Below are 23,381 nucleotides of genomic sequence, written 5' to 3' on the forward strand. Positions count from 1 at the left end.
TATTCTGTGTAGTGTTAAAGATGACGGGTCCGGCACAATGGAAACAGTGAATTCGCCTCCGGGAGGCAAATATCACTATGCTGATATGTCGGCATACGCAGACTGAACGCTTCGGATTTTGATGGTGAGCAACCCCAAACGCATCTCCTTCATTGGCGGATTCATCCACCCCGCTTTCGACCAGACCATCGCGGCTTGCGGCGACCTCGCGCTGACCCGGATCGACCGCGAAAGGCCGCTTTCGGCGCTGTGTGAAAATCTTGCGGCAACGCACGCGATCCAGGTCGATTCCGCGCGCTCGGACATTCCCGACCATCTGCTGGTGGGACGCGAATTGCTGGCGGCGTGCCCCAACGTGGTCGTGGTGTCGGCAAGCGGCGCCGGCTTCGACGCGATCGACCTCGCAGCCTGTACCGCGGCCGGCGTGATTGCGGTCAACCAGACCGGGGGCAACCGCGAAGCCGTCGGCGAACATACGCTGGGCATGATGCTCTCGCTCGCCAAGCGCATTGCCGAGACCGACCGGGCGATGCGGATCGCGCGCATCGACGACCGCGTCGCCTATATGGGCGACGACCTCTACGGCAAGACCGTGGGCATTGTCGGTTTCGGCAATACCGGATCGCGGGTCGCGGAATTGTGCAGCGGCCTGTTCGCGATGCCGGTGCTGGCCTACGACCCTTATCTCGATGCCGAGACAATCGCCGCCCGCGGCGGACGCAAGGTCGATCTGCCGGAACTGCTGCAAAGCTCCGACTTTGTTTCCCTGCATTGCCCGCTGACGCCGGAGACCCGCGGCATGATCGGGGCGCGCGAATATGCGCTGATGAAGCAGGGCGCGTTCTTTGTCACGGCGGCCCGCGGCGGTATTCACGATGAGACATCGCTCTACGACGCGCTCAGATCGGGGCATCTCGCCGGCGCGGGCGTCGATGTCTGGGAGACGGAACCGCCCGAGCCCGGCCATCCGCTGCTCTCCCTGCCCAATGTGATCGCAAGCCCGCATACCGCCGGCGTGACCCATTCGGCGCGGCGGCGTCTCGCCATCATGGCCGCGGAGCAGCTGATCGCCATCCTGCGCGGCGGCGATCCACAGCGGATGCTCAATCCCGAGGCGCTTCCGGCCTTCCGCGAACGCTTCCGCAAAGTGCTCGGACATGCGTGACGTCACCCGCAGTCCCGCAGCGGCCGCGCCGCCCGTGTTGAGCAGCAAGCTGCGTGATATCCTGTCGCTGGAAGACCTCGAACCGGCTGCAAAGCGCTATCTGCCGCATTGCATCTTCTCGTTCATTTCCGGCGCGGTGGAGACCAACGCCTCACGGCATGAGAACCGCGCCGCGTTTCAGGACTACGACTTTCATCCCCGCGTCCTGATCGACGTATCGGCCCGGACCACCACAAAGACGTTGTTCGGCGGAAGCTTCAGTGCGCCGTTCGGCATCGCCCCGATGGGCGGCGCCGGACTTGCCGGCTACCGGGCCGATCTCGCGCTGGCATCGGCAGCCGCGACGGAGAATGTGCCGTTTATTTTGAGCGGCGCATCGCTCGTGCGCATGGAGGAGGTGGCGAAAGCCAATCCGCAAGCCTGGTTTCAGGCCTATCTGCCGGTGCAGCGCGACGCCATTGCTGCCTTGATCGGCCGCATCGAGGCGGCAGGCTTCAGGCATCTCGTCGTCACGGCCGACGTGCCGGTCGGCGGCAATCGCGAAAATCTCGTCCGTGCGGGCTATACGTCACCGTTGCGGCCATCGCTGAAACTTGCGTTCGACGGTATCTCCCATCCGCGCTGGCTGTTCGGCACCGCGTTGCGCACATTGCGGCATCACGGCATGCCTTATTACGAGAATTCCGGCGCCGAACGCGGCATGGCGGTCTTTTCGAACGCGGCGGTGCGCGCGCATCTGCGGGACTCGTTGTCGTGGCGCGATCTCGCGTGGATCCGTGAGCGCTGGCCGGGCAAGCTCATCGTCAAGGGTCTTCTGTCGCCCTCGGATGCAGAAACCGCACGCCAGACCGGATGCGACGGAATCATCGTCTCCAATCATGGCGGCCGGCAACTCGATGGCGCTGCCGCTCCCTTGCGCGTGTTGCCGCGCATCGCCGAGGTCGCGCAGGGTATGACCGTCATGATGGACAGCGGCCTCCGTCGCGGCAGCGATGTCCTCAAGGCGCTGGCGCTCGGCGCCGACTTCGTCTTTATCGGACGGCCGTTCCTTTATGCCGCTGCGATCGGCGAAGCCGACGGCGTGCGCCGCGCCATCGACCTCCTGCGCAGCGAAATCCATCGCAATCTCGCCTTCCTCGGCTCCCGCGATTTGTCCGAACTGCACGGCCGCGTCCAGCGCATCGCGCGCTGAATTCCCGGCGCGCGATTGCTGCTTAACGCTGATAGACGTAGGCTCCAGGCGCCGGTCCCAACGGCGGCAATCCGCGATCCGGCGCACCGAGCCGCGGCGGCGGCGCGCGGTCTGCGCTGCTGCGCGCGGCGAGCCAGTCGGCCAGCGCGGGCCACCACGACCCGTCTGCGCGCGACGCATTCGCAAGCCAGCTATCCGGATCGACATAGCGGTCGCCGGCACGGCGCGTCCCGAACGAATAGTGACGGTCGCTGCGGCCCGGCTCCGATACGATGCCGACATTGTGCCCGCCATTGGTCAGAACGAAAGTCAGCTCATTGTCGGTGAACAGGCTGATCTTGTAGACCGAGCGCCAGGGCGCAATGTGGTCGCTCTCGGTGCCGACCACAAACATCGGCGCATGGATGTCCTTCAAGGCGATGACGCGGCCTTCGACCGCATAGCGCCCGGCGGTGATGCGGTTTTCAAGAAACAGCGCGCGCAGATATTGCGAATGCATACGCGACGGCATCCGGGTGCGGTCGGCGCTCCAGGCGCCGAGCGCGGTGGCCTTTTCGCGTTCGCCCAGCCAATACTCGTTGACGGCCTTCGCCCAGATCAGATCGTTCGCCCGCAAAATTCTGAAGGCGCCCGCCATCTGCCGGGTATCGAGCACGCCCTGGTCCCACATCATGTCTTCGAGATAGGCAATCTGGCTCTCGTCGACGAACAGCATCAGGTCGCCGGCTTCGCTGAAATCGATCTGTGCGGCGAGGAGCGCGATGGTGGCGAGCCGCTCATCGCCGTCGCGCGCCATCGTCGCCGCCGCAATCGACAGCAGCGTACCGCCGATGCAATAGCCGCAGGCATGGACCTTTCGGCCGGGAACGATGGTGTTGATGACATCCAGCGCCGCCATCACCCCGGACAGACGATAATCGTCGAATGCGATGTCGCGATCCTCCGGCCCTGGATTGCGCCAGGAAATCATGAACACGGTGAAGCCGCGCTCGACCAGATAGCGTACCAGCGAATTATGCGGCTCAAGATCAAGAACGTAATATTTCATGATCCAGGCCGGCACGATCAGAAGCGGCTCTGCAATCACGGCATCACCCGCCGGGCGATACTGGATCAGCTCAATCAGATGATTGCGGAACACGACGTCGCCGGGCGTCGCCGCGACATCCTTGCCGATTTTGAATCCATTGCGGACCGGCAGCTCGTCGCCGGCCAGCAGGGTGGATACATCCTCAGCAAGGTGCCTGGCGCCGCGGACCAGATTGGCGCCGCTCTCCCGCAGCGTGGCTTCCACGACTTTCGGATTGAGCCATGGCACGTTCGACGGCGCCACCGCATTCAGCATCTGGTTGACCATGAAACGCACGCGCCGCGCCCGCTTCGGGTTCATGCCCCGGACCTCGCGGGTCGCCTCGCACCACCAGCGCTCCTGCGCGAGATAGGCCTGCTGCCAGAACACCAGCGGCATTTTGTTCCAGGCGTCATCGCGGAAGCGGCGATCGTGCGGCTGGCCATGGAAAGGCGGCGGAGGCTTGGCGCCGGCAAGCGATTGCGCGACAAAGCGTGTGTAAAGCACACCGAGCTGCGCGGCGGCGATGCCGAGTTCGACCTGCCGCCCGGGCGCGCGCGCAAGATGCGAGGCCCAGTCGAACCAGGCCGCCGCCTGCGCATAGGGAGAGAGCCCCTGCGTCATGCGCGCCGCCGTCGCCCGCAGCACGCGGTTCCAGTTCTCGAAAGAGGGCACCGACAGCACATCCGGAGCCGCCGCGGGCGCTTCCCGTTGTGCCAGAACATCGCGGGCCGGCTTTGCCGCCGGCAGGCTTGTGACGTTGGAGACCGGCCGGATTTCGTTGCGCAGGGCCATCGGTTACCTGGGGCGATATGGAAAGCTGCAACCTATATCGGCTTCGTGACAGAGCCTTGCGTCATATCGAGCCACGCGACACCGCGCCCCGACAGCGAGATCTCCGACAACACGTTCTTCGAAAGCAAGTATCTGAAATTTGACGGCTTTGCGGCGTTCAGCCTATCCAGGGCCGCAAGCAGGCGTTCCGGCTTGAACGCCGTGGTCACAAGATCAAGGGCGAGTGCATGAAAGCGGGCATTGCCTCTCCGAACGGCGTGGTCATTGCGGACGTTCCGGAGCCGGAGCCGGGTCCGGCCGATCTGCTCGTCACGGTCAAGGCGGCGGCTTTGAACCGGGCCGATCTTGCCGCCGCCAAAGCTCCGGCCGGCGGCAAGCCGATCGGCATCGAGTTTGCCGGTGAAGTGATCGCCATCGGCAGCGCGGTCGCGGGCTTCAGCCCCGGCGACCGCATCATGTGCCACGCCACCGGCAGTCACGCCGAGGTTGCGCTTTGCGACTATCGCCGCGCACTGAAAATTCCCGGGACGATGAGTTTCGAACAGGCCGCGACGCTGCCGGTCGGCCTCAACACCCTGCACAACGCTCTGGTCACCGCAGGACGCATGAAGGCCGGTGACAACGTGATGGTGCTCGGTGCGAGTTCCGGCGTCGGCATTATCGGCCTGCAGATGGCGAAGCTTCTTGGCGCGAAGCTTGTGGTCGGCACCTCGACCGACGATGCGCGGCGCGCGAGACTGAAGGAGTTCGGCGCCGACCTTTCGCTCAACACCGCTGACGGCGACTGGCCGGAGCAGGTCCTCAAGGCGACCGACGGCAAGGGCATCGACCTGACCGTCGACATGCTCTCAGGCCCGACCCTCAACCAGACCATGCACTGTACGGCGCTAAAAGGCCGCATCGTCAATATCGGCCGGCTTGCCGGCATGAAGGCGGAATTCGATTTCGACGAACATGCCCGCCGCCGTATCGATTATGTCGGCGTCACCTTCCGGACCCGCAGTATCGAGGAAGTCCACGACATCATGGTCGCGATGCGGGACGATTTGTGGGAGCACGTCAGCGCCGGCCGTATCGGCGCGCCGATCGACCGAATCTTCCCGCTTGTACAGGCTCCCGAGGCGCACGCCTATATGCGCGCGAACAAGCATTTCGGCAAAATCGTGCTGGCTCCCTGAGCACGCTGCCGCGCACCAGGTTACCTTAATTGCATTGCTGAATGGAACGGGGGAGTCGGCCGCCGGATGCAGGAGCGTGCGGGCCGGTTCGCCCGGCGCCAGCCTCACGCACCGTGCCAGGCCGCCAATTGCGCAGCAGCGTAGCGGTTGCCGGCGGCGCTGCCGGGCGGGAACGCCGCCTCGAGCGCGCGCATCTCCTCGGACGACAGTTCGACCTCCAGCGCGCCGAGAATGTCTTCCAGATGCGAGCGGGTCTTGCAGCCGGGAAACGCGATCAGCGGCGCGCCCTTCGCCAGCACCCAGGCCATCGCGAGGCGGGGAAGAGAAATATTGCGATCCGCTGCAATCGCGCGTGCCGGAGCGAGCAGACGCCGGTTGCGGTCGTAGTTGTCCCCGCTGAAGCGCTCGTAGTTGCCGCGCGTATCGCCCGCCCTGCCCGGCTCGAAATTGCCGGCGATCAGACCGCGCGCGAATGGCGCATAGGCCATGATCGTCATATCAAGCTCCCGGCAGAGCGGCAGATGCTCCGCTTCGAGATCGCGCGAGAGCCAGGAATATTCCATCTGCAGCGAGACCAGCGGATGCACCTTCGCGGCCCGGCGGATATAGGACACGCCCGCCTCCGACATGCCAATGAAGCGGATCTTGCCCTCCTCGCGGAGGCGGGCGAGTTCGCCGATCGTGTCCTCGATGGCTTCCGCGGGACTCGGCCGCGACGGGCAGAAGATATCGATCATCTCAAAGCCGAACCGGCGCAGGCTGTCCTCGCAATCGCGTCGCGCGGTCCTGGGCGTGCATTCGATCCCGATCATGTTGCCGTCGGCATCGCGGCGAATTCCAAACTTGGAATGGACCACCGCCTTGGCGCGGCGCCCTTTCAGCGCGCGGCCGATCAGTTCCTGATTATGCCCGGAGCCGTAGCTCACCGAGGTATCGAGGAAATTCACGCCGCAATCGATCGCACGATGGATGGTGGCGATGCTTTCGGCGTCATCGGCCGGCCCGTAAAGCCCGGACATGGACATGCAGCCAAGTCCGATGACCGAGACCGCGACATTACTGGCGCCGAGTGGAACATAGCGCATGGCGGATTTTCCGAAACGGGCTGGAACGGTGAGGATAGCGGAATTCCGGCAGCCTCGCCCGCCGCGCCGGAAAAATCCGGCCATTGCCGCGCCGGCTCGGTATGCGCTATGAGGAGCCGACGCACCCGTAGCTCAGCTGGATAGAGCATTGCCCTCCGAAGGCAAAGGTCACACGTTCGAATCGTGTCGGGTGCGCCATTGATAGAAGGGCCGGCCAATGAAGGCGCCCGATAGCGCCCATCCCATATCGATAGCGCCGGCGGCTCACCGGGTGCGCGTCATGCATGGCGGGCGTGCGATTGCGGATTCGCGGCGCGCGCTGGCGCTGACTGAAGCCTCCTACCCGGCCGTCCATTACGTTCCGCGGGAGGATGTCGACATGAGCCTTCTGTCGCGCACGGATCACACCAGCCATTGCCCCCACAAGGGCGACGCGGCCTATTATTCGATCGCAATCGATGGCCACGGCTCCAGCAATGCAATCTGGACCTACGAAGCGCCATTTGCCGCGGTCAGCCAGATCGCCGGATATCTGGCGTTCTATCCGCAGCGCGTCGACTCGATCGAGCTGCTGCCGCTTCGCGATTGAGGCGCCGCAGCGTTAACCGTGCGCGCAGTGGCGCCGGAGCGTGACTTGACCTTCGGGATGCGAAGCCGCCGCAAAAGACCTATAGTTGATCGCATTGCGGGCTCTCGTGAGACCGCGTCGCAAGCGGCAGAGATATGCGGTCCACGGTCCTGAACGTCATTGCAAGAGGCGCTTTCGGTCTGGTCGCGCTGACCGCCGCCGATGTCTCGCCGGCAACCGCGCAGGCGCAGTTCGAGGCGCGTTACACCTTGTCGATGGCCGGGATCGCGATCGGGAAGCTGGTCTGGCAGACACGGCTTGGCGCCGCCGAGTACACCACCGGCGCCGACGGCCGGGTCGCCGGATTTCTCAGCCTCCTGGTCAGCGGCGAAGGCAAGGTCAATGTCGCCGGCCGTATCCGCGACGGACGCCCGCAGCCCGCAAGCTTTGTCTCCGCTGTCGTGCGCGAGGACGAGAAGGTCAATGTACGGTTCGATTTCGACGGGTCGCGGGTGCGCAACCTCAAGGTCGAGGAGCCGACGCCGGAGCCGGATCGCGTCCCGATCGCAGATGCACACAAGTCCGGCGTCATGGATCCGTTATCGGCCTTCATCATTCCGGGCGCCGAGGCCGACCCGCTGGCCCCCGCGTCATGCTCACGCACCCTTGCCATGTTCGACGGACGGCGCCGCTACGACCTCGCGCTGTCGTTCAAGCGAAACGATTTCGTCAAGGGCGAAAGCGGGGTCCGCCGGCCGGTGCTGGTCTGCTCGATCAAGTTCACGCCGATTTCGGGACACCGCTCATCGAGCCAGCTCGTCAAGTTTCTGGCGGAAGGCCGTGACATCGAGGTCTGGCTGGCCCCGGTCCGCACCACGCGCTTTCTCGTGCCGGTGCGCCTGTCGGTCGCAAGCCTGATCGGGGACATGGTGCTGCAAGCCAATCAGTTCGAGACCGCAGCCCTCGACTAGAGTCTTTTCGCTTTTCTTCGAATTGCGAAAAGACTCTAAGTTGTTGCGTTGACGCGTTTTCTTCACGCGAACCGGTGCCCACTTCGCTCGAAAACGCTATAGAACAGTCTCGAGATGCGGCAATCTCAATGCGCGCGGGGCCGCTTGAGAAATGCGCTGCGGTCAGCCGACTGCACCACCACGTCGATACTGCGCTCGCCGCGCACAAGCGTGAGCGGGACGTTCGTCCCGGCATCGCCCATGGCCCAGATTTTCCGGAACAGATCCGCGAGACTTTCGACCCGCTCGCCATTGACTGCGACCACGATGTCGCCGGTCTCAATCCTCGCGCGCTGAGCCGGCCCCCGGCTGGCAAGCCCCATCACCACCATCCGCTCCTCGGTGTCGGCGACATACATCCCGAGCCAGGGCCGCACCGGACCGCGGCGGCTTCCGAAAGTCAGCATGTCGTCCATGATGGGCTTGAGCAGGTCGATCGGGATCATCATGTTGATGTCCCGGCCGCTATTGGCTTCGAGTTGCAGCGATCCGATGCCCAGCAATTCGCCGCGCGCGCCGATCAGCGCGGTACCGCCCCAATGTGGATGCGACGGTGCGGTGAAGATGGCTTCGTCCAGGACATATTCCCAATATCCGGCAAATTCCTGCTTTCCTGCCACCCTGGCAGCGACCGATCGCCTGATGCCTCCGGCGCCGCCGACGACTACAGGATCGCCCAGTCGCACCGCTGCGGAACTGCCGAACGGCAGCGGCGGTTCGTCGATGCGGCTCAGCGCCTGGACAAGGCCGAAACCGGTCGCCTGGTCGAACCCGATCGGCGTCGCCGGGACGGCGCGGCCATCGGCGAGATGGAGCCAGATCTGCTCGGCTTCGGTGATCAGATAGCCAACGGTGAGGATGAGGCCGCGATCGCCGATGATGACGCCGTGCCCGGCCCGCTCGGTGCCGAGGGTGTCAGCGGTGAAGGCATCGGCCGGCATGATCGCGCGCAACCCGACCACGGATTGCAGCGTGCGCTGCAGATCGAAGGCATAGTCCGTGGGCCGCGGCTGCGCCGCTGCCGGAATTTTCCAGTCGCCTATGGATGGCATTGCCCCTTCCCTGCTCGCCTCGGGCACGCTCGGCCAACGGGAGTGGAGACGCCCGATCGGATCGTCAACCAACGGCGACTGGCCGCTATTCCCCTTTCCGCACCCGAACGCTCGCCGCGGCGATATAATCAAAAGGTTCCCTCACCGCCGACCGGTTGGACGCTGGAGGGATCACAAATTCGTTGACCGGGATCTAGTTTACCGCGCCTTCATGCTGCCCCATCTATCTCGCATAGGCGAATGGACTTTTTTCGGGGGACTTCAGGGACATGCGGCGTCTCTTCGTGTTGTCAACACTGGCAACCTTTGGCCTTGTCACGGTGGAGCCGGTCGAAGCGCAATACAGCTATCCGCCCGGATATGGCGCGCGCGGCGTGATTGCGATCGAACCGGACGACGATCTGGATCCGCGATTGCCGCCGCCCGGCTTTTCCGGCCGGCGCCCATACGACCCTGCCATCAACAGTCAGCCTCTGCCTCCGCTCCCGCAAGGATCGGTGCCCTACGACGCGAGTTCGCGCTCGGCTGCGCCCGTCGATCTGCTGCCGCCGCCCCCGGATCGCGGTTACGCCGGGCAGAATCCGGCATACGACCCCCGTCCGAGCGACCCGCGCGACCCACAATCCGCCCCGTATAACGCGCCGGCGGGCGTTCACGTGCCGCCTCCTCCTCCGGCGACCGTCTACGGAGCGCCGCCTCTGCCGAACGGCCAGCCATCCGCGGTTTATGCACCGCCGCCGGCCGGCGATCCGCGCTTCGGCGTGCCGCGCCCTCCGATGGATATCGATGCGGGCCGCCGTCCGGCTTATTCGGGAACGGCGATCCCGGGAACAACGATCCCGGGAACGACCGGCTCAATTCCCCAGGCCACCATCGCCGCGCTGCCGCCTGAAGATCAGCCGGAGATTGGCAAGCCGAAAGAGCTGCCGCCGCAATTCAGGCGGCAGGTGGTGGACTACAAGACCAAGGAGCCGGCCGGGACGGTCGTCATCGATACCGCAGCGACCTTCCTTTATTTCGTCAACGGCGACGGCACTGCGATACGCTACGGCATCGGCGTCGGCCGCGAAGGCTTTACCTGGTCCGGGACCGAGAGAATTTCGCGGATGGCCGAATGGCCGGATTGGCATCCGCCGGCGGAAATGATCGAACGCCAGCCCTACCTGCCTCGTTTCATGGCCGGGGGCGAAAGCAATCCGATGGGTGCGCGTGCGCTCTATCTCGGCAAAACGCTGTACCGCGTGCACGGAACCAATCAGCCGTCGACGATCGGCCAATTCGTCTCCTCCGGGTGCATCCGCATGCTGAACGAGGACGTCATAGACCTCTATTCCCGGGTGAAGGTCGGCACCAAGGTTGTCGTGGTCGGCGACGGCAAGGAGCGGTCAACCGGCGCAACCGCGGCACGCTGAGCCGCGGTCGGCTGAGACTGCCGCGGCGCAATCCGCATTGCGCGTGGCTGATGGTATCAACGTCCGCGCGCGGCCAGCGATTTCCCCTTCGTTTCTGCGGCTTATCAAACATTCGCCGTACTATTTGCATGACGCATCGGCGCGAATCAGCAAGGATTCCGCCGATGCGGCCGATGGTTGTCGGCTCGACGGGTCAGCAATCGGCGCGCGGTGCTTGTGCACCGGCCTGCTTACCTCCCCCTCTGGCGTGTTTGCGTGCTGCGCGCCTTCAACCGGGCGCTTTCCATATATTTCTGGCTGCTGGATTCGCGAATGCTTCCCGATCTTCGGATCGTCATCGCCGCCGTTCTGTCGACCTTCATTCTCAGCATGGGGGCTGGATTCTATGTATCGTCGCGGCTGATGCCCGAGCCAAGCAAGCGGCCTGAAGCCCTCGCCGCTTTCGAGGATACGCCGGTCAACCGGATCGCACTGAGCTGGCCTGAACCGACCCGTCAGCCCGAACCCTCCGAGGCCCTGGCCCTTGATTTTGCGGTCACCGCGCGCGTGTCCCGCAACCCCGTCCGTGACGTCACCGATGAGCCGGCTGCGGCCGCCCCATCCCGCACGGCTGAGCCGGTCCGGTCCACCGCGAGAGATCTACCCGCGCCGGCGACCGCCAAGCAGATCCCTGAGCCGCGGCCGAAGCCCGATATGGAATTGGTCCCGGTTCCCGGCACCGAGCTGCCGGGCGCGGCACGCCCCAGCGCGCCACCATCCAGTGCGGTGCTGCCCATTGCGCCGCCGGACCCTGATCCTGCGCCCGAGCCGGATATCCGGATCGCGGTCGTCTATCCCCCGCTCGAACTGCCGCCGGACTTGCAGGCGCCGGTCTCCCCTGCTGTGTCGGTCGCGCCGGAAAAAGATAGTCCACCGGTGACCGGATCGATTGTCGAGCAAACGACGCGCACCGATCCGCTCCCCGACACCGAGGCGCCCATCGTATCCGCACCTGAAGCTCCAGCAGCCACGCAACCTGCCGCTGCCCTCTCCGAACCTGCGCCGTCCGCACCTGAGCCATCTCCACCCGCGCCGGCCGAATTTCAGATCGCCAGCCGGCCGGAGGGCGCAGAGGCGGCACTGCCGGCAAAGCCGGCGGCGATCCCCATGCCAAAGCCCGCGCCGACAATCCGGGCGAAAAAGGCTGCACCGAAAAAAGCCGCGCCCCGCCCCAAGGTTGCCCGCCGCGCCGCGCGCCCGGCGCCCGCGCCCGCACAGCCTCCGCTTCTATTCTGGAATATCTTCGCACAACCGCCCGTTCGGAATTGACGTGTCCTCCGGACACCCCTGCACATTTGAGGGGTGGCTTTTTCGTCGATCCGGCCTAACTGCGCGGATATGCGCTCCAGCCGCCCGCGTTCCGCATGACGATCCTGTCGATCCTCGATCTCTCCCCGGTTCCCGCCGGCGGCTCAGCCGCCCAGTCGCTGCACAACAGCATCGATCTGGCGCGCCATGCCGACAGTCTCGGCTATCATCGCTACTGGCTCGCCGAGCACCATAACCTCGCCAATATCGCCAGTTCCGCGCCCGACCTGATGATCGGCCAGATCGCGGCCGCGACCCGCAACATGCGGATCGGTTCCGGCGGCGTGATGCTGCCGAACCATGCGCCGCTGACCGTGGCGGAACGCTTCAAGGTGCTGGAGGCGCTGTTTCCCGGCCGCATCGATCTCGGGCTCGGCCGCGCGCCCGGCACCGATCATGTGACATCGCTTGCGCTGCGCCGGCGGCAGGACGTTCGCGACGATGACGACTTCCTCGAGCGCTTCCAGGAATTGCTGCTGCTGGAAAATAACGGCTATCCCAAGGACCATCCGTTCAGCAACGTGCGCGCCATGCCGGATGATGTCGCGCTGCCGCCGATTTTCCTGCTCGGCTCCAGCGACTACAGCGCGCAGCTTGCAGCGCAGATCGGCGCCGGCTTTGCTTTCGCGCATCATTTCGCCAGCCACGATGCGAGGGACGCCATGCGGCTCTATCGCGACCGGTTCAAGCCATCGCAGCATCTACAAAAGCCGCATGCGATCCTCGGAACCGCGGCCGTGGTTGCCGACACGGCCGAGGAGGCCGAACGGCTCGCCTCCACCATCGATCTGAATTTCGTGCGCCGCGCCAAGGGCGTCTATGCGCCTCTGGAAAGCCCCGAAGTCGCGCTCGCCTACGACTATTCGCCGATCGACCGGCAGCGGATCGCGCAGAATCGCGAACGGCTCGCGGTTGGCGACCCGGCCATGGTGAAGGCGCGGCTTACGCAGCTCGCAGCCGAAACCCGCGCCGACGAAATCATGGTCACCACCATGATCTACGATCACGGTGCCCGCAAACGCTCCTACGACCTGCTGGCGCAAGCGTTTTCTCTCATACCGTCTCATGCTATGCCGCAGCCGGCCGCGGCCTGCTGAGCGCCGCCTGCGGCAAACGTTCGCGCGATCAGGGAGAGAGCCTTGGGCAAGCACTTTACGCTCACCACGACCGACAATCATTCGCTCGGCGCCTATCGCGCCGATCCGGCCGGCGCCGCAAAGGGCGCGATGGTGGTCGCGCAGGAAATCTTCGGCGTCAACAGCCATATCCGCAATGTCTGCGACCGGCTCGCCGCCGCAGGCTATGTCGCCGTGGCGCCCGCCTTGTTCGACCGCTTCGAGCGCGACTTCCAGTCCGGCTACTCGCCCGAGGAAGTCGCGCATGCGCGTTCGTTCCTCGGCAAGATCGACTGGACCAAGATGCTGCTCGACATCCAGGCCGGCATCGACAGCGTGAAATCGGCGGGCCCGGTCGGCGTGATCGGTTTCTGCATGGGCGGCAGCGCCGCGTTTCTCGCCGCAACCCGCCTCACCGGCCTGAAGGCCGCCGTCGCCTTTTACGGCGGACAGATCGTCAAATACGCCGACGAGAAACCGAAATGCCCGGTGCAGATGCATTTCGGCGAAACCGACGCCAGCATTCCGATGTCGGATGTCGAGATCGTCAAACAGAAGCGGCCGGATTGCGAGATTTACGTCTATCCCGCGGGACACGGCTTCAATTGCGACGAACGCGCAAGCTTCCACGATGCGAGCGCGACGCTCGCCTGGGAACGCACGCTGGCGTTCCTCGACAAGCATATGACATAACCAAGCGGGCTCACGCCGCGATCAGAACCAGCGTTCGCGAACCGTGATTGTGTCGCCGGGCCGCAGCGGGAAATCCGCAGGCACCCGTGTGCGCATGACCTCGCCGTTGACGTTGCGTGCCAGCAGGATGTCGCTCTTGCTGGCGCGCGGCGCGAAGCCGCCGGCAATCGCAACCGCCGCCTCGACCGTCATGTTGGGCACGTACGGATATTGGCCCGGCGCATTGACCTCGCCGAGAATGAAGAAGGGCCGGTAGACTTCGACTTCGACCGAGACATGCGGATTGCGGATATAGCCGTTGCGCAGCCGCGCCGCGATCGCGCGTCCGGCCTCGGCGGTCGTCAGGCCGCGCACCGGCACCGTCCCGATCAGCGTCATCGAGATATTGCCCGACGCATCGACGATATAGGAATTGGTCAGCCCTTCCTGCCCGAACACCTGCACGCGCAGGCGGTCGCCGGCATCGAGCTGATAGGGCGCGTCATGTCCGGTCAGAGCCGGTGCATAGGGGCCGCCGGCCGCGACCAAGACCGTCGCGACGGCTGGCGCGGCGGCCGGCTCGACCGCCACGGCTTCGACCGCAGCCGGGGCCGCGACATAAGTCTGTTGATGCACGCAGGCAGGCAGGGCCAGCATGACAAACAGCACGGTCAGGCGGCTGAGCGTGGCCTTGGGCCGCATGGGACATCCGGACGATACGTTCCCGCGCAGTTAACGCCCGGTATGGTTAACAAATCCTCACCAACCGCGCGCCAGGGCGTTTTCAAGCGAGTGCCGGTTCGCGCCGAAGGAGAATAATTGCACGAATGCAGGGCTGTCAGCGATTGCGGGACGAGCGGCAAGGATTCAATTTGGCGCCTCCGGCTCTGGGCGCTTGCGCCTGCCGGATCCTGCGTCCTCCACAGGCAGACTTTTTTCCGCAATCCGATCGGAAATTGCTGCGATCAGCATCGAGCCCAGAAACACGATGTGGATGCCGGCCATCCACCACAATTTCTTGTCGTCATAGCTGCCGACATTCATGAATGCCTTCAGGAGCTGGATCGCCGAGATCGCAACGATGGAAGACAGCAGCTTCATCTTCAGGCCGCCGAAATCCACCTTGGCCATCCATTGCGGAAGGTCGCGGTGACCGACATCGAATCTCGAGACGAAATTCTCATAGCCAGAGAAAATCACGATAAGGACCAGGTTCCCCACCAGCACGATATCGATCAGGGCCAAAATCCCGAGGATCACATCGGCCTCGGTCAACGTGCCGATCCTGAGGGCAAAGTGGGCCAGCTCGCGCAGGAAATGCATAAGCAGCACGAACAGCGCGATCACCAGTCCAATGTAGAACGGGGCCAGCAGCCAGCGGCTGCGAAACAGCATCCCTTCAAAGAATTGCTCGACCCGGCGCATCGACGATCGTCCTCAGGGGCGAAAACCATTTGCACAGGCCATTGTCGTCAGACAATGGCCGGGATGACACGCCGGCATGCAAAGAGCGGCGCATCGAGGCGCCGCTCTTCAAGAAAGTCCGCAGGCGCTATGCGGCGACGCCGGTCCCGATCGGGCAGCTCACGCCGGTGCCGCCCAGCCCGCAATAGCCGGACGGGTTCTTCGCCAGATATTGCTGGTGATAGTCCTCGGCGAAATAGAAGTCCGGCGCATCGAGGATTTCAGTCGTGATCGGACCATAGCGATTGTCGGCCAGCGCCCTGGCATATATCGCCTTGGACGCCTCCGCGGCCTTGCGCTGGTCTTCGTCAAACACGTAGATCCCGGACCGGTATTGGGTGCCGACATCGTTGCCCTGGCGCATGCCCTGCGTCGGGTCGTGACTTTCCCAGAAGGTCTTCAACAGCCGCTCGTACGAAACCTTCGCCGGATCGAACACCACGAGCACAACCTCGTTATGGCCGGTCCGCCCGGAGCAGACTTCCTCATAGGTCGGATTGGGCGTGTGGCCGGCAGCATAGCCGACCGCGGTCACATGCACGCCATCGCCCAATTCCCAGAATTTCCGTTCCGCGCCCCAGAAGCAGCCCAGGCCGAACAGGGCCTTCTGAAAACCGTCCGGATAGGGACCCTTCAGGGCATTGCCATTGATGAAATGGGTTTCCGCCGTCCGGATCGGGGTGGCACGGCCGGGCAGCGCCTCGGCCTTGCCCGGAATGGTCAGGGACTTCTTGAACAGGAACATCGTTTCGGTCTCCCAGTCTGGCAGCTAACATAATCGCTGCGGCCCCGGCTCCACAGGGTCGTCCCGGATCACGACTTGGGTATCGAGCCCGGGCCGCATGATTGGTAAGGAAACGTACAGCGCCAACCCGTCATCTTCCCCTCCCCGGATCGGCATCTTATGCTGACGGTTCGATTTGAGGCCGAAGATCCCGGCATGTGAGGGACAATCATGAGGTTCAACGCATTCGCGCTCGCGCTCGCCGGATTCCTGTTTGCGAGCCCGCTGGCTGCGCAAACCGGGACTCCGCCGCCCTACGGCCCGCCGATCACGCTGGATGCAGCCAAGAAGGTGATCGCGGCGGCCGAAGAAGAAGCCGTCCGCAACAACTGGCAGGTGGCGATCGCGGTGATCGACAGCGGCGGCCATCTGGTCATGATGATCAAGCGCGACAATACCCAGCTGGTTTCAATTCGGGTCGCCGAAGCCAAGGCGAAGTCCGCACTCGGTTTCCGGCTGCCGACCAAGCTGCTGGAGGATGCGGTCGCCGCCGGCGGGGCCGGTTCCCGCCTGCTGGCGGTTCAGGACATCGCGCCCTTCGAAGGCGGATTTCCGATCATCCAGGACGGCAAGATCATCGGCGCCATCGGCGTCGCCGGGGTGCTGTCGGCCCAGGATGCGCAGATCGCCAAGGCCGGCCTGGCGGCGCTCGACAATCCGAGCCGCTGACCGGCCGGCAGGCGCAGCGTCAGCGGGCGTAGCCGATCAACGGCTTGCGCTTGCGGCCGAGCAGGATCAGGACAATTCCGACGATGCCGAAAATCAGCCAGGACGGCTGGTCGAGCATCGTCGTAATGACCGGATCCCATATGACGCCCGGCAGCGTCTCTTGCACCCTGGCCTGCGCCGATTGCAGGCTGGCGACGTGAATGTCGGTCCAGAGCTGGCCGAGCTTGTAGATGTAGACGCGGCTATCGGCGATCGATTTTGCGCCGTCATACATCAGCAGGGTAAAACCGGCGGCGAGCGCAATCACGCCAATCAGTCGCAGCAGCCCACGGATCATGATGTCGTCCCAGACGTCCGAGAACGGTCGGCGCGAATGCGCCAGTCGATAGCGCCCCGCACCGCCTTGTTCAACCGGAATGGTCGCGGCAACCGGACGTCCGGTTCATCCTTGAGGATCATGGCCGCCTTCCGCTAGGGTCAGCCGCGGCGGGTTCCCGCCCAACACATCTTCTGCGTCCCCAGGGAGAGACAATGCCCGCCACGCCTCCGCGCCGTAACAAGCGGCCGCACTTTACCGATCAGGAAGCGCTTCTTTTCCACTCCGAAGGCCGTCCCGGCAAGCTCGAGGTGATCGCCACCAAGCCGATGGCGACCCAGCGCGATCTGTCGCTGGCCTATTCGCCCGGCGTGGCGATTCCGGTGCTGGCCATCGCCGAAGACGAAAGTCGCGCCTACGACTACACCACCAAAGGCAATTTTGTCGCGGTCATCACTAACGGCACCGCCATTCTGGGCCTTGGCAATCGCGGCGCGCTGGCAGCCAAGCCGGTCATGGAAGGCAAGGCGGTGCTGTTCAAGCGCTTTGCCGATGTCGATTCGATCGACCTCGAGGTGTCGACCGAGGATCCGGATGCGTTCATCAATTGCGTGAAGCTGCTCGGCAAGGGCTGGGGCGGCATCAATCTGGAAGACATCAAGGCGCCGGAATGCTTCATCATCGAGCAGAAGCTGCGCGAATTGCTGGACATCCCGGTGTTCCACGACGACCAGCACGGCACCGCGATCATCGCAGCCGCCGGCCTGATCAACGCGCTGCACCTCACCGGGCGCGACGTGAAGACGACGAAGCTCGTCTGCAATGGCGCCGGCGCCGCGGGCATTGCGTGCCTTGAGCTTCTGGAAGCGATCGGGTTTCCCCACGACAATCTCATCCTCTGCGACACCAAGGGCGTGATCTATCAGGGCCGCACCGAAGGCATGAACCAGTGGAAGTCGGCGCATGCGGTCAAGACCAAGGCACGCACGCTCGCCGAGGCGCTGGTCGGAGCCGACGTGTTTTTCGGTCTGTCGGCCAAGGGCGCGGTGACCAAGGACATGGTCAAGTCGATGGCCGACAAGCCGATCATCTTCGCCATGGCCAATCCGGACCCGGAAATCACCGCCGAGGAGGTCGCCGAAGTGCGCGACGACGCCATCATGGCGACCGGCCGTTCGGACTATCCGAACCAGATCAACAACGTTCTCGGCTTTCCCTACATCTTCCGCGGCGCGCTCGATGCGCGCGCCACCACCATCAACATGGAGATGAAAATCGCGGCCGCCTACGCGCTCGCCGAACTGGCGCGCGAGGACGTGCCGGACGATGTCGCGGCGGCCTATGGCGCGCGGCCGAAATTTGGGCCGGATTACATCATTCCGGTGCCGTTCGATCCGCGGCTGATCTCGTTCGTGCCGCCGGCAGTGGCGAAGGCGGCGATGGAGACCGGTGTCGCGCGCAAGCCCATTGTCGATATGGACGGCTACCGTCAGCAATTGCGCACCCGGCGCGATCCGGTCGCAGGCGTCTTGCAACGGGTTTACCAACGGCTGCGCCGCTCCCCGAAGCGCGTGGTCTTTGCGGAAGGCGAAGAAGAGCAGGTGATCCGCGGCGCCGCGAGCTTCGTGCATCAGGGCCTCGGCACCGCCCTCTTGGTCGGCCGCGAGGAGCGCATCCGCGAGGCCGCCGGCGAGCTGGGCGTCGATCTCGGCGGCAATATCCAGATCGTCAATGCCGCGGTGTCGCGGCGCAACGCCGATTATGCGAGCTATATTTACGAGCGGCTGCAGCGAAAAGGTTATCTGCTGCGCGACTGTCAGCGGCTGGTCAATACCGACCGCAATCACTTTGCCGCCTGCATGGTGGCGCTTGGCGACGCCGATGCGATGGTCACCGGCGTGACCCGCAATTTCTCTGTCGCGCTGGAGGACGTGCGCCGCTGCATCGATCCCAAGCCCGGCCACCGCGTGATCGGCGTCTCGCTGGTGCTGGCGCCGCGCGGCCGCACCGTGATCGTCGCCGACACCGCAGTGACGGAAATGCCGAATGCCGGGGATCTGGCCGAGATCGCGATTGAGGTCGCGGGCGTGGCGCGCCGCCTCGGCTACGAGCCGCGCGTGGCCATGCTGGCTTTTTCCACCTTCGGCCATCCGCCCGGCGAGCGCGCAGCCCATGTTCAGGAGGCGGTGCGCATCCTCGACCAGCGCCGCGTCGATTTCGAATATGACGGCGAAATGGCTGCGGATGTCGCGATCAATCCGGAGCTGCAGACCGCCTATCCGTTCTGCCGCCTCACCGGCCCTGCCAATGTGCTGGTGATGCCGGCCTTTCACTCGGCCTCGATCTCGACCAAGCTTTTGCAGGAGCTCGGCGGTGCGACCGTGATCGGGCCGATCCTGGTCGGTCTCGACCGGCCGGTGCAGATCGTGCAACTCGGCGCCAAGGACACCAACCTCGTCAATATGGCGGCGCTGGCGGCGTATAACGTAAGCGGATGAACATCATGACCAATCGAACCTTGCGCGGCGTCATCGCCGCGGTGGCGACCATCATCGACAAGACTGGCGGCATCGATCATGCGCGCTCGCTGAAGCTCGCGCGCTTTCTGCTCGACAATGGCTGCGACGGATTGAACGTGCTCGGCACCACCGGCGAGGCGACCTCGTTTTCGCGCGACGAGCGCATGGGCCTGATGAGCGCCTATCGCGACAACGGCCTGCCGATGCAACGCCTGATGGTCGGCACCGGCGCGGCCGCGGTCTCCGACGCCATCGCGTTGACGCGGCACGCAGCGGAGCTCGGCTTTGCCGGCGCGCTGGTGTTGCCGCCGTTCTATTACAAGGGCGTACCGGATGATGGCCTCGTCGCCTATATCGATGCGATCGTGACGGCGACCGCCGATCGGCCGATCCCGCTCTATCTCTATCATTTCCCGGCCCAGTCCGGCCTGCCCTGGCATGTCGGCCTGATCCGCCGCCTGCTCGATGCCCATCCCGCCCGTATCGTGGGACTGAAGGACTCCTCCGGCGACATGGCCTATGCGCGCGAGGCAGCGCAGATTGCGGACGGCTTCGATGTGTTTCCATCGACCGAAGCGGCGTTGCTGGAGGCGCGGTCCGGCAGCTTCGCCGGATGCATATCCGCCACGGCGAATTGCAATGCCGACCTGTGCCAGCTCGCCTGGTCGTCGGGGGACACCGCAGCCTCCGAACAGGCGGTGACGATCCGCAACCTGTTCAACGGCCGGCCGCTGGTTTCCGGCATCAAGTCCCTGCTGGCCCATATCCACGGCGACCCGGCTTTGGCCGCGGTCAAACCGCCGCTTGCCGAGCCCTCGGCGGCGGACCGGAATGCCATTATCGCCGGATACGACGCCGTACGGGCCCGAAAGGTGGCCTAAAGAGCCCGGAATCGGCGTTTTCGTTCATTGACGGGAAGGGGTCCCGCGACTATAACCCCCTCCAAACGAGGCGGCGGCGTTCCGCCGCCTCTCGCATTTTCCGAAATCATCCGTCCGGCGGCGCCACGGCAGGCGCTGGACTTTCGTTGCAGAGGGCCCCATGGCCAATACCAAATCGGCCAAGAAGAAAACGCGCGTGATCGCGCGCCGCACCAAGATCAACCAGCATCGCCGGTCGATGATGCGCGGCTTCATCCGCAAGGTCGAAGAGGCGATCACGGGCGGCGATCGCAACGCCGCCCTCGCCGCGCTCAAGGCTGCAGAGCCGCAGATCATGCGCGCCAGCCAGAAGGGTATCGTTCACAAGAAGACCGCGAGCCGGAAAGTTTCGCGTCTGACCGCGCGGGTCGCCAAGCTGGGCTAGTCAGCACATCGATATTCGTGACGCAAAAAGACCCGGCGCCGCCGGGTCTTTTTGTTTTTGGCGATGCTGCACCGCCGGACTGCAAGGCTTTTCCGCGCCGCTCCGAAGTAATGGCTGTCGTCTCGGCTTTGCATTTTGCGAACCAAGTGTCGCAGAAGCGACACACTTTGTGCCGTGCAAACATCTTCTTGGTATGTGGGCAGGCCAACGCGGCGCCTTCCTGCAGCCGCATTGCTTGAAAATTCGGTCAAAAAAACTCCCGGAAAAATAAAGCGTTATCTGCAAAGCGTAGCGGGGACTTTCAAATTGCCGCGCGTGCCGCAGTTTGGGCCCACCAACGGCTTTCGATCCGAACCGCTTCGAAAATCACACGGCCCAACAAAAGCACGCGGGGATTCAAGACGTTGTGGTGACAAAAGCATGAAAACCGCCGTGTTTACTGGGTCGAAGCGATTTCGATGACGCCGGATGCCCGACAAACTCGTTGCAGTTTGGGAGCGTCGGTGTATTTTCAGATCACCGCCGCACGGCGCTGCGGCGACCTTCTGTAAACGGTCTGGTTTGAAACTCACGAAGATGAGAACGGGTGAAGTGTGTCTAAATTTCTCATCGGTTTGATCTTGGTAAGGGCAACAACAGGCTGCACGGACTAGAAGGCAAGAACTCACTGCTGAACGTTGCGACGCTGCGTATTTGTATCGGCGTCGCTGGGAAGCTCCCGAAACTCTAACGTCGACCAAGAATCGGACCACCGCGTGGAGGCGCGCGGATGGCAGGGGGAGTCATGACGACGGGTCAAACAATTCATCCTCGCCGCAGCGCGAAACGGCAAGACGCAGGGCGACGTGCCAGGCGATGCGGCACTGCCGGAACGGACTTCGCCCGGCTCGTACCGGGAGCGGCGCATGGCCTGCCGCAAACAAAAGCCATCGCAACCGTTTCGCTGGGCGGGGCGTCTCCTCCAACCGATGGATAGCTTCGCGCTCATTCGGCATCCGACGGCGTGCAACGGATCGATCTGAATCCGGGAGCTTGATCGCTCCGCCGTCATCAGCCGCATAAGCAGCGACGCCAGGGGCACGGCCCCGGCATTTCACCCATTGGTTTTCGACATTCGGGAAGAGGCAACCGAAATGACGAGTCTGGAGCAGGAGCGCTGGTCCCGGGTTAAGGGACGGCTCAAGGCAGAAGTTGGCGACGATATTTTTGCGAGCTGGTTCGCACGGATGGATCTCGAAGCGGTCGAGAACGATACGGCCAAGCTTTCGGTCCCGACACGCTTTCTGAAGAGCTGGATTCAATCGCATTACAGCGATCGCGTTCTGCGCTGCTGGCAGGCCGAGGAACGGGGCGTCCAGCGGATCGAATTGTCCGTGCGCACAGCGGCGATCAAGACAGCGCTCGCCAAGCCGCGTGCGGACGAGCCCGCCGATCTTGTGCATGAGCAGAAGGTCGAGAAGGCGAACGGAACCGAGCCGCGTCCGCACATGGCCGTGAGCATGCCGGTATCGGCCGCTCATGAAGCGTCGGGAGGCTCGCCGCTCGATCCGCGACTGACGTTCGAAACATTTGTGGTGGGGCGTTCCAATACGCTCACGCATGCGGCGGCGAAGCAGGTCGCGGCGGCGCGGCGCGGCGACCTCGTCATGTTCAACCCGCTCTACATTCACGCCGGCGTCGGCCTCGGCAAAACGCATTTGCTGCAGGCGATCACTTGGGCCGGCAATGCCAGCGGCGAGCGCAAAGTGCTGTATCTGACGGCCGAGCGGTTCATGTACGGTTTTGCCACGGCGCTGAAGACCCAGAACGCGATCGCCTATAAGGAAGCCTTGCGCGGCATCGACGTCCTCGTGATCGACGACCTGCAATTCCTCACTGGCAAGAGCATGCAGGCGGAATTCTGTCACACCTTGAACGCGCTGATCGATGCCGGGCGGCAGGTTGTGATCGCCGCGGACCGGCCGCCGTCCGAACTGGAGACCCTCGACGACCGGGTGCGTTCGAGGCTCGCGGGTGGACTGGTGGTCGAAATGGGTCCGCTCGGCGAGGAACTGCGCTTCGAAATTCTCAAGAACCGGATCATGGCGGCGCGCGCCCACCATCCGGGGTTTGATGTGCCGGACAATGTGGCGTCCTTCATTGCGAAATCCGTCACCCATAACGGTCGCGACCTCGAAGGAGCCCTGAACCGGCTGCTGGCGCTCAGCAAGCTGTCCGGCCAGCCAATGACAATGGAAGTTGCCGAACGGGAAGTGCGCGACCTGATCCGTCCGCAGGAGCCCAAGCGGGTGAAGATCGAGGACATCCAGCGCGTGGTGGCGCGGCAATACAATGTCAGCCGCTCCGACCTGTTGTCATCGCGGCGAACGGCGAACGTGGTCCGGCCGCGCCAGGTGGCGATGTATCTGGCGAAAACGCTGACGCTGCGCTCCCTGCCCGAAATCGGCCGCAGGTTTGGCGGGCGCGACCACACCACCGTCCTGCACGCCGTCCGCAAAATCGAGCATTTGCTCGGCAGCGACACGGCGCTGGCCGACGAGGTCGAGGCGCTGAAGCGGCAGCTTCAGCTCGAATAGCGCGCGCACGGCTTCAGGGCCCCGCAGGGCCTGCGATAGGGGCTTGCCGAGCGCGGCTTGGCACGGCACTTTCGCGTCCCCCGGCCGT

General features: G+C 64.3%; 21 protein-coding genes and 1 tRNA gene. 15 read left to right on the plus strand and 7 right to left on the minus strand.

Annotated elements, in window-relative coordinates; translation table 11 throughout:
- The first annotated feature begins 121 nt into the window (after positions 1–121).
- Both ACK41X_RS04885 and ACK41X_RS04890 read left to right on the plus strand, forming a co-directional pair.
- A complete protein-coding gene (locus ACK41X_RS04885) occupies positions 122–1,165 on the plus strand; it encodes a hydroxyacid dehydrogenase (protein WP_409719847.1) in 1,044 nt (347 codons plus the stop codon).
- Positions 1,158–2,357: an alpha-hydroxy acid oxidase gene (locus tag ACK41X_RS04890; protein ID WP_409719849.1), complete on the plus strand. Its 1,200-nt coding sequence runs from the start codon at positions 1,158–1,160 to the stop codon at positions 2,355–2,357. The genes ACK41X_RS04885 and ACK41X_RS04890 overlap by 8 nt, the downstream gene beginning before the upstream one ends.
- Positions 2,358–2,379: 22 nt before the next feature.
- On the opposite strand, the gene ACK41X_RS04895 is transcribed toward ACK41X_RS04890, so the two are convergent.
- Positions 2,380–4,221, minus strand: a complete 1,842-nt coding sequence (locus tag ACK41X_RS04895; protein WP_409719851.1) for a PHA/PHB synthase family protein — start codon at positions 4,219–4,221, stop codon at positions 2,380–2,382.
- A gap of 227 nt (positions 4,222–4,448) precedes the next feature.
- On the opposite strand from ACK41X_RS04895, the gene ACK41X_RS04900 reads away from it, so the two are divergent.
- The gene (locus tag ACK41X_RS04900; protein WP_409719853.1) at positions 4,449–5,399 is read left to right on the plus strand and encodes a zinc-binding alcohol dehydrogenase family protein; all 951 of its coding nucleotides are present in this window, start codon (positions 4,449–4,451) and stop codon (positions 5,397–5,399) included.
- A 104-nt stretch (positions 5,400–5,503) separates the two neighbouring features.
- Here the strand turns inward: ACK41X_RS04900 and ACK41X_RS04905 are convergent, their stop codons facing one another.
- Entirely contained in the window at positions 5,504–6,484 is a 981-nt protein-coding gene (locus ACK41X_RS04905; protein ID WP_409719855.1) for an aldo/keto reductase, read from the minus strand.
- A gap of 121 nt (positions 6,485–6,605) precedes the next feature.
- On the opposite strand from ACK41X_RS04905, the gene ACK41X_RS04910 reads away from it, so the two are divergent.
- From ACK41X_RS04910 to ACK41X_RS04920, 3 genes are all read left to right on the plus strand, one after another.
- Positions 6,606–6,682 (plus strand) — tRNA-Arg (locus ACK41X_RS04910).
- A 19-nt stretch (positions 6,683–6,701) separates the two neighbouring features.
- The gene (locus tag ACK41X_RS04915; protein WP_409719857.1) at positions 6,702–7,073 is read left to right on the plus strand and encodes a DUF427 domain-containing protein; all 372 of its coding nucleotides are present in this window, start codon (positions 6,702–6,704) and stop codon (positions 7,071–7,073) included.
- A 134-nt stretch (positions 7,074–7,207) separates the two neighbouring features.
- Positions 7,208–8,023, plus strand: a complete 816-nt coding sequence (locus ACK41X_RS04920; RefSeq protein ID WP_409719859.1) for a DUF3108 domain-containing protein — start codon at positions 7,208–7,210, stop codon at positions 8,021–8,023.
- A 125-nt stretch (positions 8,024–8,148) separates the two neighbouring features.
- Here ACK41X_RS04920 and ACK41X_RS04925 read toward each other — a convergent pair whose 3' ends face one another.
- On the minus strand, positions 8,149–9,114 hold the full coding sequence (locus ACK41X_RS04925) for a S1C family serine protease (protein WP_409719861.1): 966 nt from the start codon (positions 9,112–9,114) through the stop codon (positions 8,149–8,151).
- A 269-nt stretch (positions 9,115–9,383) separates the two neighbouring features.
- On the opposite strand from ACK41X_RS04925, the gene ACK41X_RS04930 reads away from it, so the two are divergent.
- The 4 genes from ACK41X_RS04930 to ACK41X_RS04945 all read left to right on the plus strand — a co-directional run bounded on the left by ACK41X_RS04930 (position 9,384) and on the right by ACK41X_RS04945 (position 13,681).
- The gene (locus tag ACK41X_RS04930) at positions 9,384–10,526 is read left to right on the plus strand and encodes a L,D-transpeptidase family protein (RefSeq protein ID WP_409719863.1); all 1,143 of its coding nucleotides are present in this window, start codon (positions 9,384–9,386) and stop codon (positions 10,524–10,526) included.
- A gap of 312 nt (positions 10,527–10,838) precedes the next feature.
- Positions 10,839–11,834 carry a hypothetical protein gene (locus ACK41X_RS04935; RefSeq protein ID WP_409719865.1) on the plus strand — a complete coding sequence of 332 codons (996 nt, stop codon included), beginning with the start codon at positions 10,839–10,841 and terminating at the stop codon, positions 11,832–11,834.
- Between the two features lie 95 nt (positions 11,835–11,929).
- On the plus strand, positions 11,930–12,970 hold the full coding sequence (locus ACK41X_RS04940) for an LLM class flavin-dependent oxidoreductase (protein ID WP_409719867.1): 1,041 nt from the start codon (positions 11,930–11,932) through the stop codon (positions 12,968–12,970).
- Between the two features lie 42 nt (positions 12,971–13,012).
- Complete coding sequence (locus ACK41X_RS04945) at positions 13,013–13,681, plus strand: dienelactone hydrolase family protein (RefSeq protein ID WP_409719869.1); 669 nt, start codon at positions 13,013–13,015, stop codon at positions 13,679–13,681.
- Between the two features lie 21 nt (positions 13,682–13,702).
- Here the strand turns inward: ACK41X_RS04945 and ACK41X_RS04950 are convergent, their stop codons facing one another.
- The 3 genes from ACK41X_RS04950 to msrA form a co-directional block, all read right to left on the minus strand.
- Entirely contained in the window at positions 13,703–14,362 is a 660-nt protein-coding gene (locus ACK41X_RS04950; RefSeq protein ID WP_409719870.1) for a polysaccharide biosynthesis/export family protein, read from the minus strand.
- A 165-nt stretch (positions 14,363–14,527) separates the two neighbouring features.
- A complete protein-coding gene (locus ACK41X_RS04955; RefSeq protein WP_409719872.1) occupies positions 14,528–15,085 on the minus strand; it encodes a TIGR00645 family protein in 558 nt (185 codons plus the stop codon).
- A 127-nt stretch (positions 15,086–15,212) separates the two neighbouring features.
- Entirely contained in the window at positions 15,213–15,869 is a 657-nt protein-coding gene (gene msrA / locus ACK41X_RS04960) for a peptide-methionine (S)-S-oxide reductase MsrA (RefSeq protein WP_409719874.1), read from the minus strand.
- A gap of 210 nt (positions 15,870–16,079) precedes the next feature.
- Between msrA and ACK41X_RS04965 the strand changes: the two genes are divergently transcribed.
- Entirely contained in the window at positions 16,080–16,577 is a 498-nt protein-coding gene (locus tag ACK41X_RS04965) for a GlcG/HbpS family heme-binding protein (protein WP_409719876.1), read from the plus strand.
- A 19-nt stretch (positions 16,578–16,596) separates the two neighbouring features.
- Here the strand turns inward: ACK41X_RS04965 and ACK41X_RS04970 are convergent, their stop codons facing one another.
- The gene (locus tag ACK41X_RS04970) at positions 16,597–16,914 is read right to left on the minus strand and encodes a hypothetical protein (protein ID WP_409719878.1); all 318 of its coding nucleotides are present in this window, start codon (positions 16,912–16,914) and stop codon (positions 16,597–16,599) included.
- 194 nt (positions 16,915–17,108) lie between these two features.
- Here ACK41X_RS04970 and ACK41X_RS04975 point away from each other — a divergent pair, with 194 nt between their 5' ends.
- From ACK41X_RS04975 to dnaA, 4 genes are all read left to right on the plus strand, one after another.
- Positions 17,109–19,391 carry an NADP-dependent malic enzyme gene (locus ACK41X_RS04975; RefSeq protein WP_409719880.1) on the plus strand — a complete coding sequence of 761 codons (2,283 nt, stop codon included), beginning with the start codon at positions 17,109–17,111 and terminating at the stop codon, positions 19,389–19,391.
- Between the two features lie 5 nt (positions 19,392–19,396).
- Positions 19,397–20,293, plus strand: coding sequence for a dihydrodipicolinate synthase family protein (locus ACK41X_RS04980; protein WP_409719882.1), 897 nt, complete (start codon positions 19,397–19,399; stop codon positions 20,291–20,293).
- Between the two features lie 160 nt (positions 20,294–20,453).
- Positions 20,454–20,717 (plus strand): 30S ribosomal protein S20, encoded by a 264-nt coding sequence (gene rpsT, locus ACK41X_RS04985; RefSeq protein WP_409719884.1) that lies wholly within the window; start codon positions 20,454–20,456, stop codon positions 20,715–20,717.
- 1,133 nt (positions 20,718–21,850) lie between these two features.
- Positions 21,851–23,293 carry a chromosomal replication initiator protein DnaA gene (gene dnaA / locus ACK41X_RS04990; RefSeq protein ID WP_409719886.1) on the plus strand — a complete coding sequence of 481 codons (1,443 nt, stop codon included), beginning with the start codon at positions 21,851–21,853 and terminating at the stop codon, positions 23,291–23,293.
- Positions 23,294–23,381 lie beyond the last annotated feature (88 nt).

It is taken from the genome of Pseudorhodoplanes sp. (assembly GCF_046289595.1).
GTDB lineage: Bacteria > Pseudomonadota > Alphaproteobacteria > Rhizobiales > Xanthobacteraceae > Pseudorhodoplanes.

Excerpts from the sequence above, each read along its gene's own strand:
- ACK41X_RS04885 (WP_409719847.1), top strand. The coding sequence starts at position 122 with ATGGTGAGCAACCCCAAACGCATCTCCTTCATTGGCGGATTCATCCAC.
- ACK41X_RS04890 (WP_409719849.1), top strand. The coding sequence starts at position 1,158 with ATGCGTGACGTCACCCGCAGTCCCGCAGCGGCCGCGCCGCCCGTGTTG.
- ACK41X_RS04895 (WP_409719851.1), bottom strand. The coding sequence starts at position 4,221 with ATGGCCCTGCGCAACGAAATCCGGCCGGTCTCCAACGTCACAAGCCTG.
- ACK41X_RS04900 (WP_409719853.1), top strand. The coding sequence starts at position 4,449 with ATGAAAGCGGGCATTGCCTCTCCGAACGGCGTGGTCATTGCGGACGTT.
- ACK41X_RS04905 (WP_409719855.1), bottom strand. The coding sequence starts at position 6,484 with ATGCGCTATGTTCCACTCGGCGCCAGTAATGTCGCGGTCTCGGTCATC.
- ACK41X_RS04915 (WP_409719857.1), top strand. The coding sequence starts at position 6,702 with ATGAAGGCGCCCGATAGCGCCCATCCCATATCGATAGCGCCGGCGGCT.
- ACK41X_RS04920 (WP_409719859.1), top strand. The coding sequence starts at position 7,208 with ATGCGGTCCACGGTCCTGAACGTCATTGCAAGAGGCGCTTTCGGTCTG.
- ACK41X_RS04925 (WP_409719861.1), bottom strand. The coding sequence starts at position 9,114 with ATGCCATCCATAGGCGACTGGAAAATTCCGGCAGCGGCGCAGCCGCGG.
- ACK41X_RS04930 (WP_409719863.1), top strand. The coding sequence starts at position 9,384 with ATGCGGCGTCTCTTCGTGTTGTCAACACTGGCAACCTTTGGCCTTGTC.
- ACK41X_RS04935 (WP_409719865.1), top strand. The coding sequence starts at position 10,839 with ATGCTTCCCGATCTTCGGATCGTCATCGCCGCCGTTCTGTCGACCTTC.
- ACK41X_RS04940 (WP_409719867.1), top strand. The coding sequence starts at position 11,930 with ATGACGATCCTGTCGATCCTCGATCTCTCCCCGGTTCCCGCCGGCGGC.
- ACK41X_RS04950 (WP_409719870.1), bottom strand. The coding sequence starts at position 14,362 with ATGCGGCCCAAGGCCACGCTCAGCCGCCTGACCGTGCTGTTTGTCATG.
- ACK41X_RS04955 (WP_409719872.1), bottom strand. The coding sequence starts at position 15,085 with ATGCGCCGGGTCGAGCAATTCTTTGAAGGGATGCTGTTTCGCAGCCGC.
- msrA (WP_409719874.1), bottom strand. The coding sequence starts at position 15,869 with ATGTTCCTGTTCAAGAAGTCCCTGACCATTCCGGGCAAGGCCGAGGCG.
- ACK41X_RS04965 (WP_409719876.1), top strand. The coding sequence starts at position 16,080 with ATGAGGTTCAACGCATTCGCGCTCGCGCTCGCCGGATTCCTGTTTGCG.
- ACK41X_RS04970 (WP_409719878.1), bottom strand. The coding sequence starts at position 16,914 with ATGATCCGTGGGCTGCTGCGACTGATTGGCGTGATTGCGCTCGCCGCC.
- ACK41X_RS04975 (WP_409719880.1), top strand. The coding sequence starts at position 17,109 with ATGCCCGCCACGCCTCCGCGCCGTAACAAGCGGCCGCACTTTACCGAT.
- ACK41X_RS04980 (WP_409719882.1), top strand. The coding sequence starts at position 19,397 with ATGACCAATCGAACCTTGCGCGGCGTCATCGCCGCGGTGGCGACCATC.
- rpsT (WP_409719884.1), top strand. The coding sequence starts at position 20,454 with ATGGCCAATACCAAATCGGCCAAGAAGAAAACGCGCGTGATCGCGCGC.
- dnaA (WP_409719886.1), top strand. The coding sequence starts at position 21,851 with ATGACGAGTCTGGAGCAGGAGCGCTGGTCCCGGGTTAAGGGACGGCTC.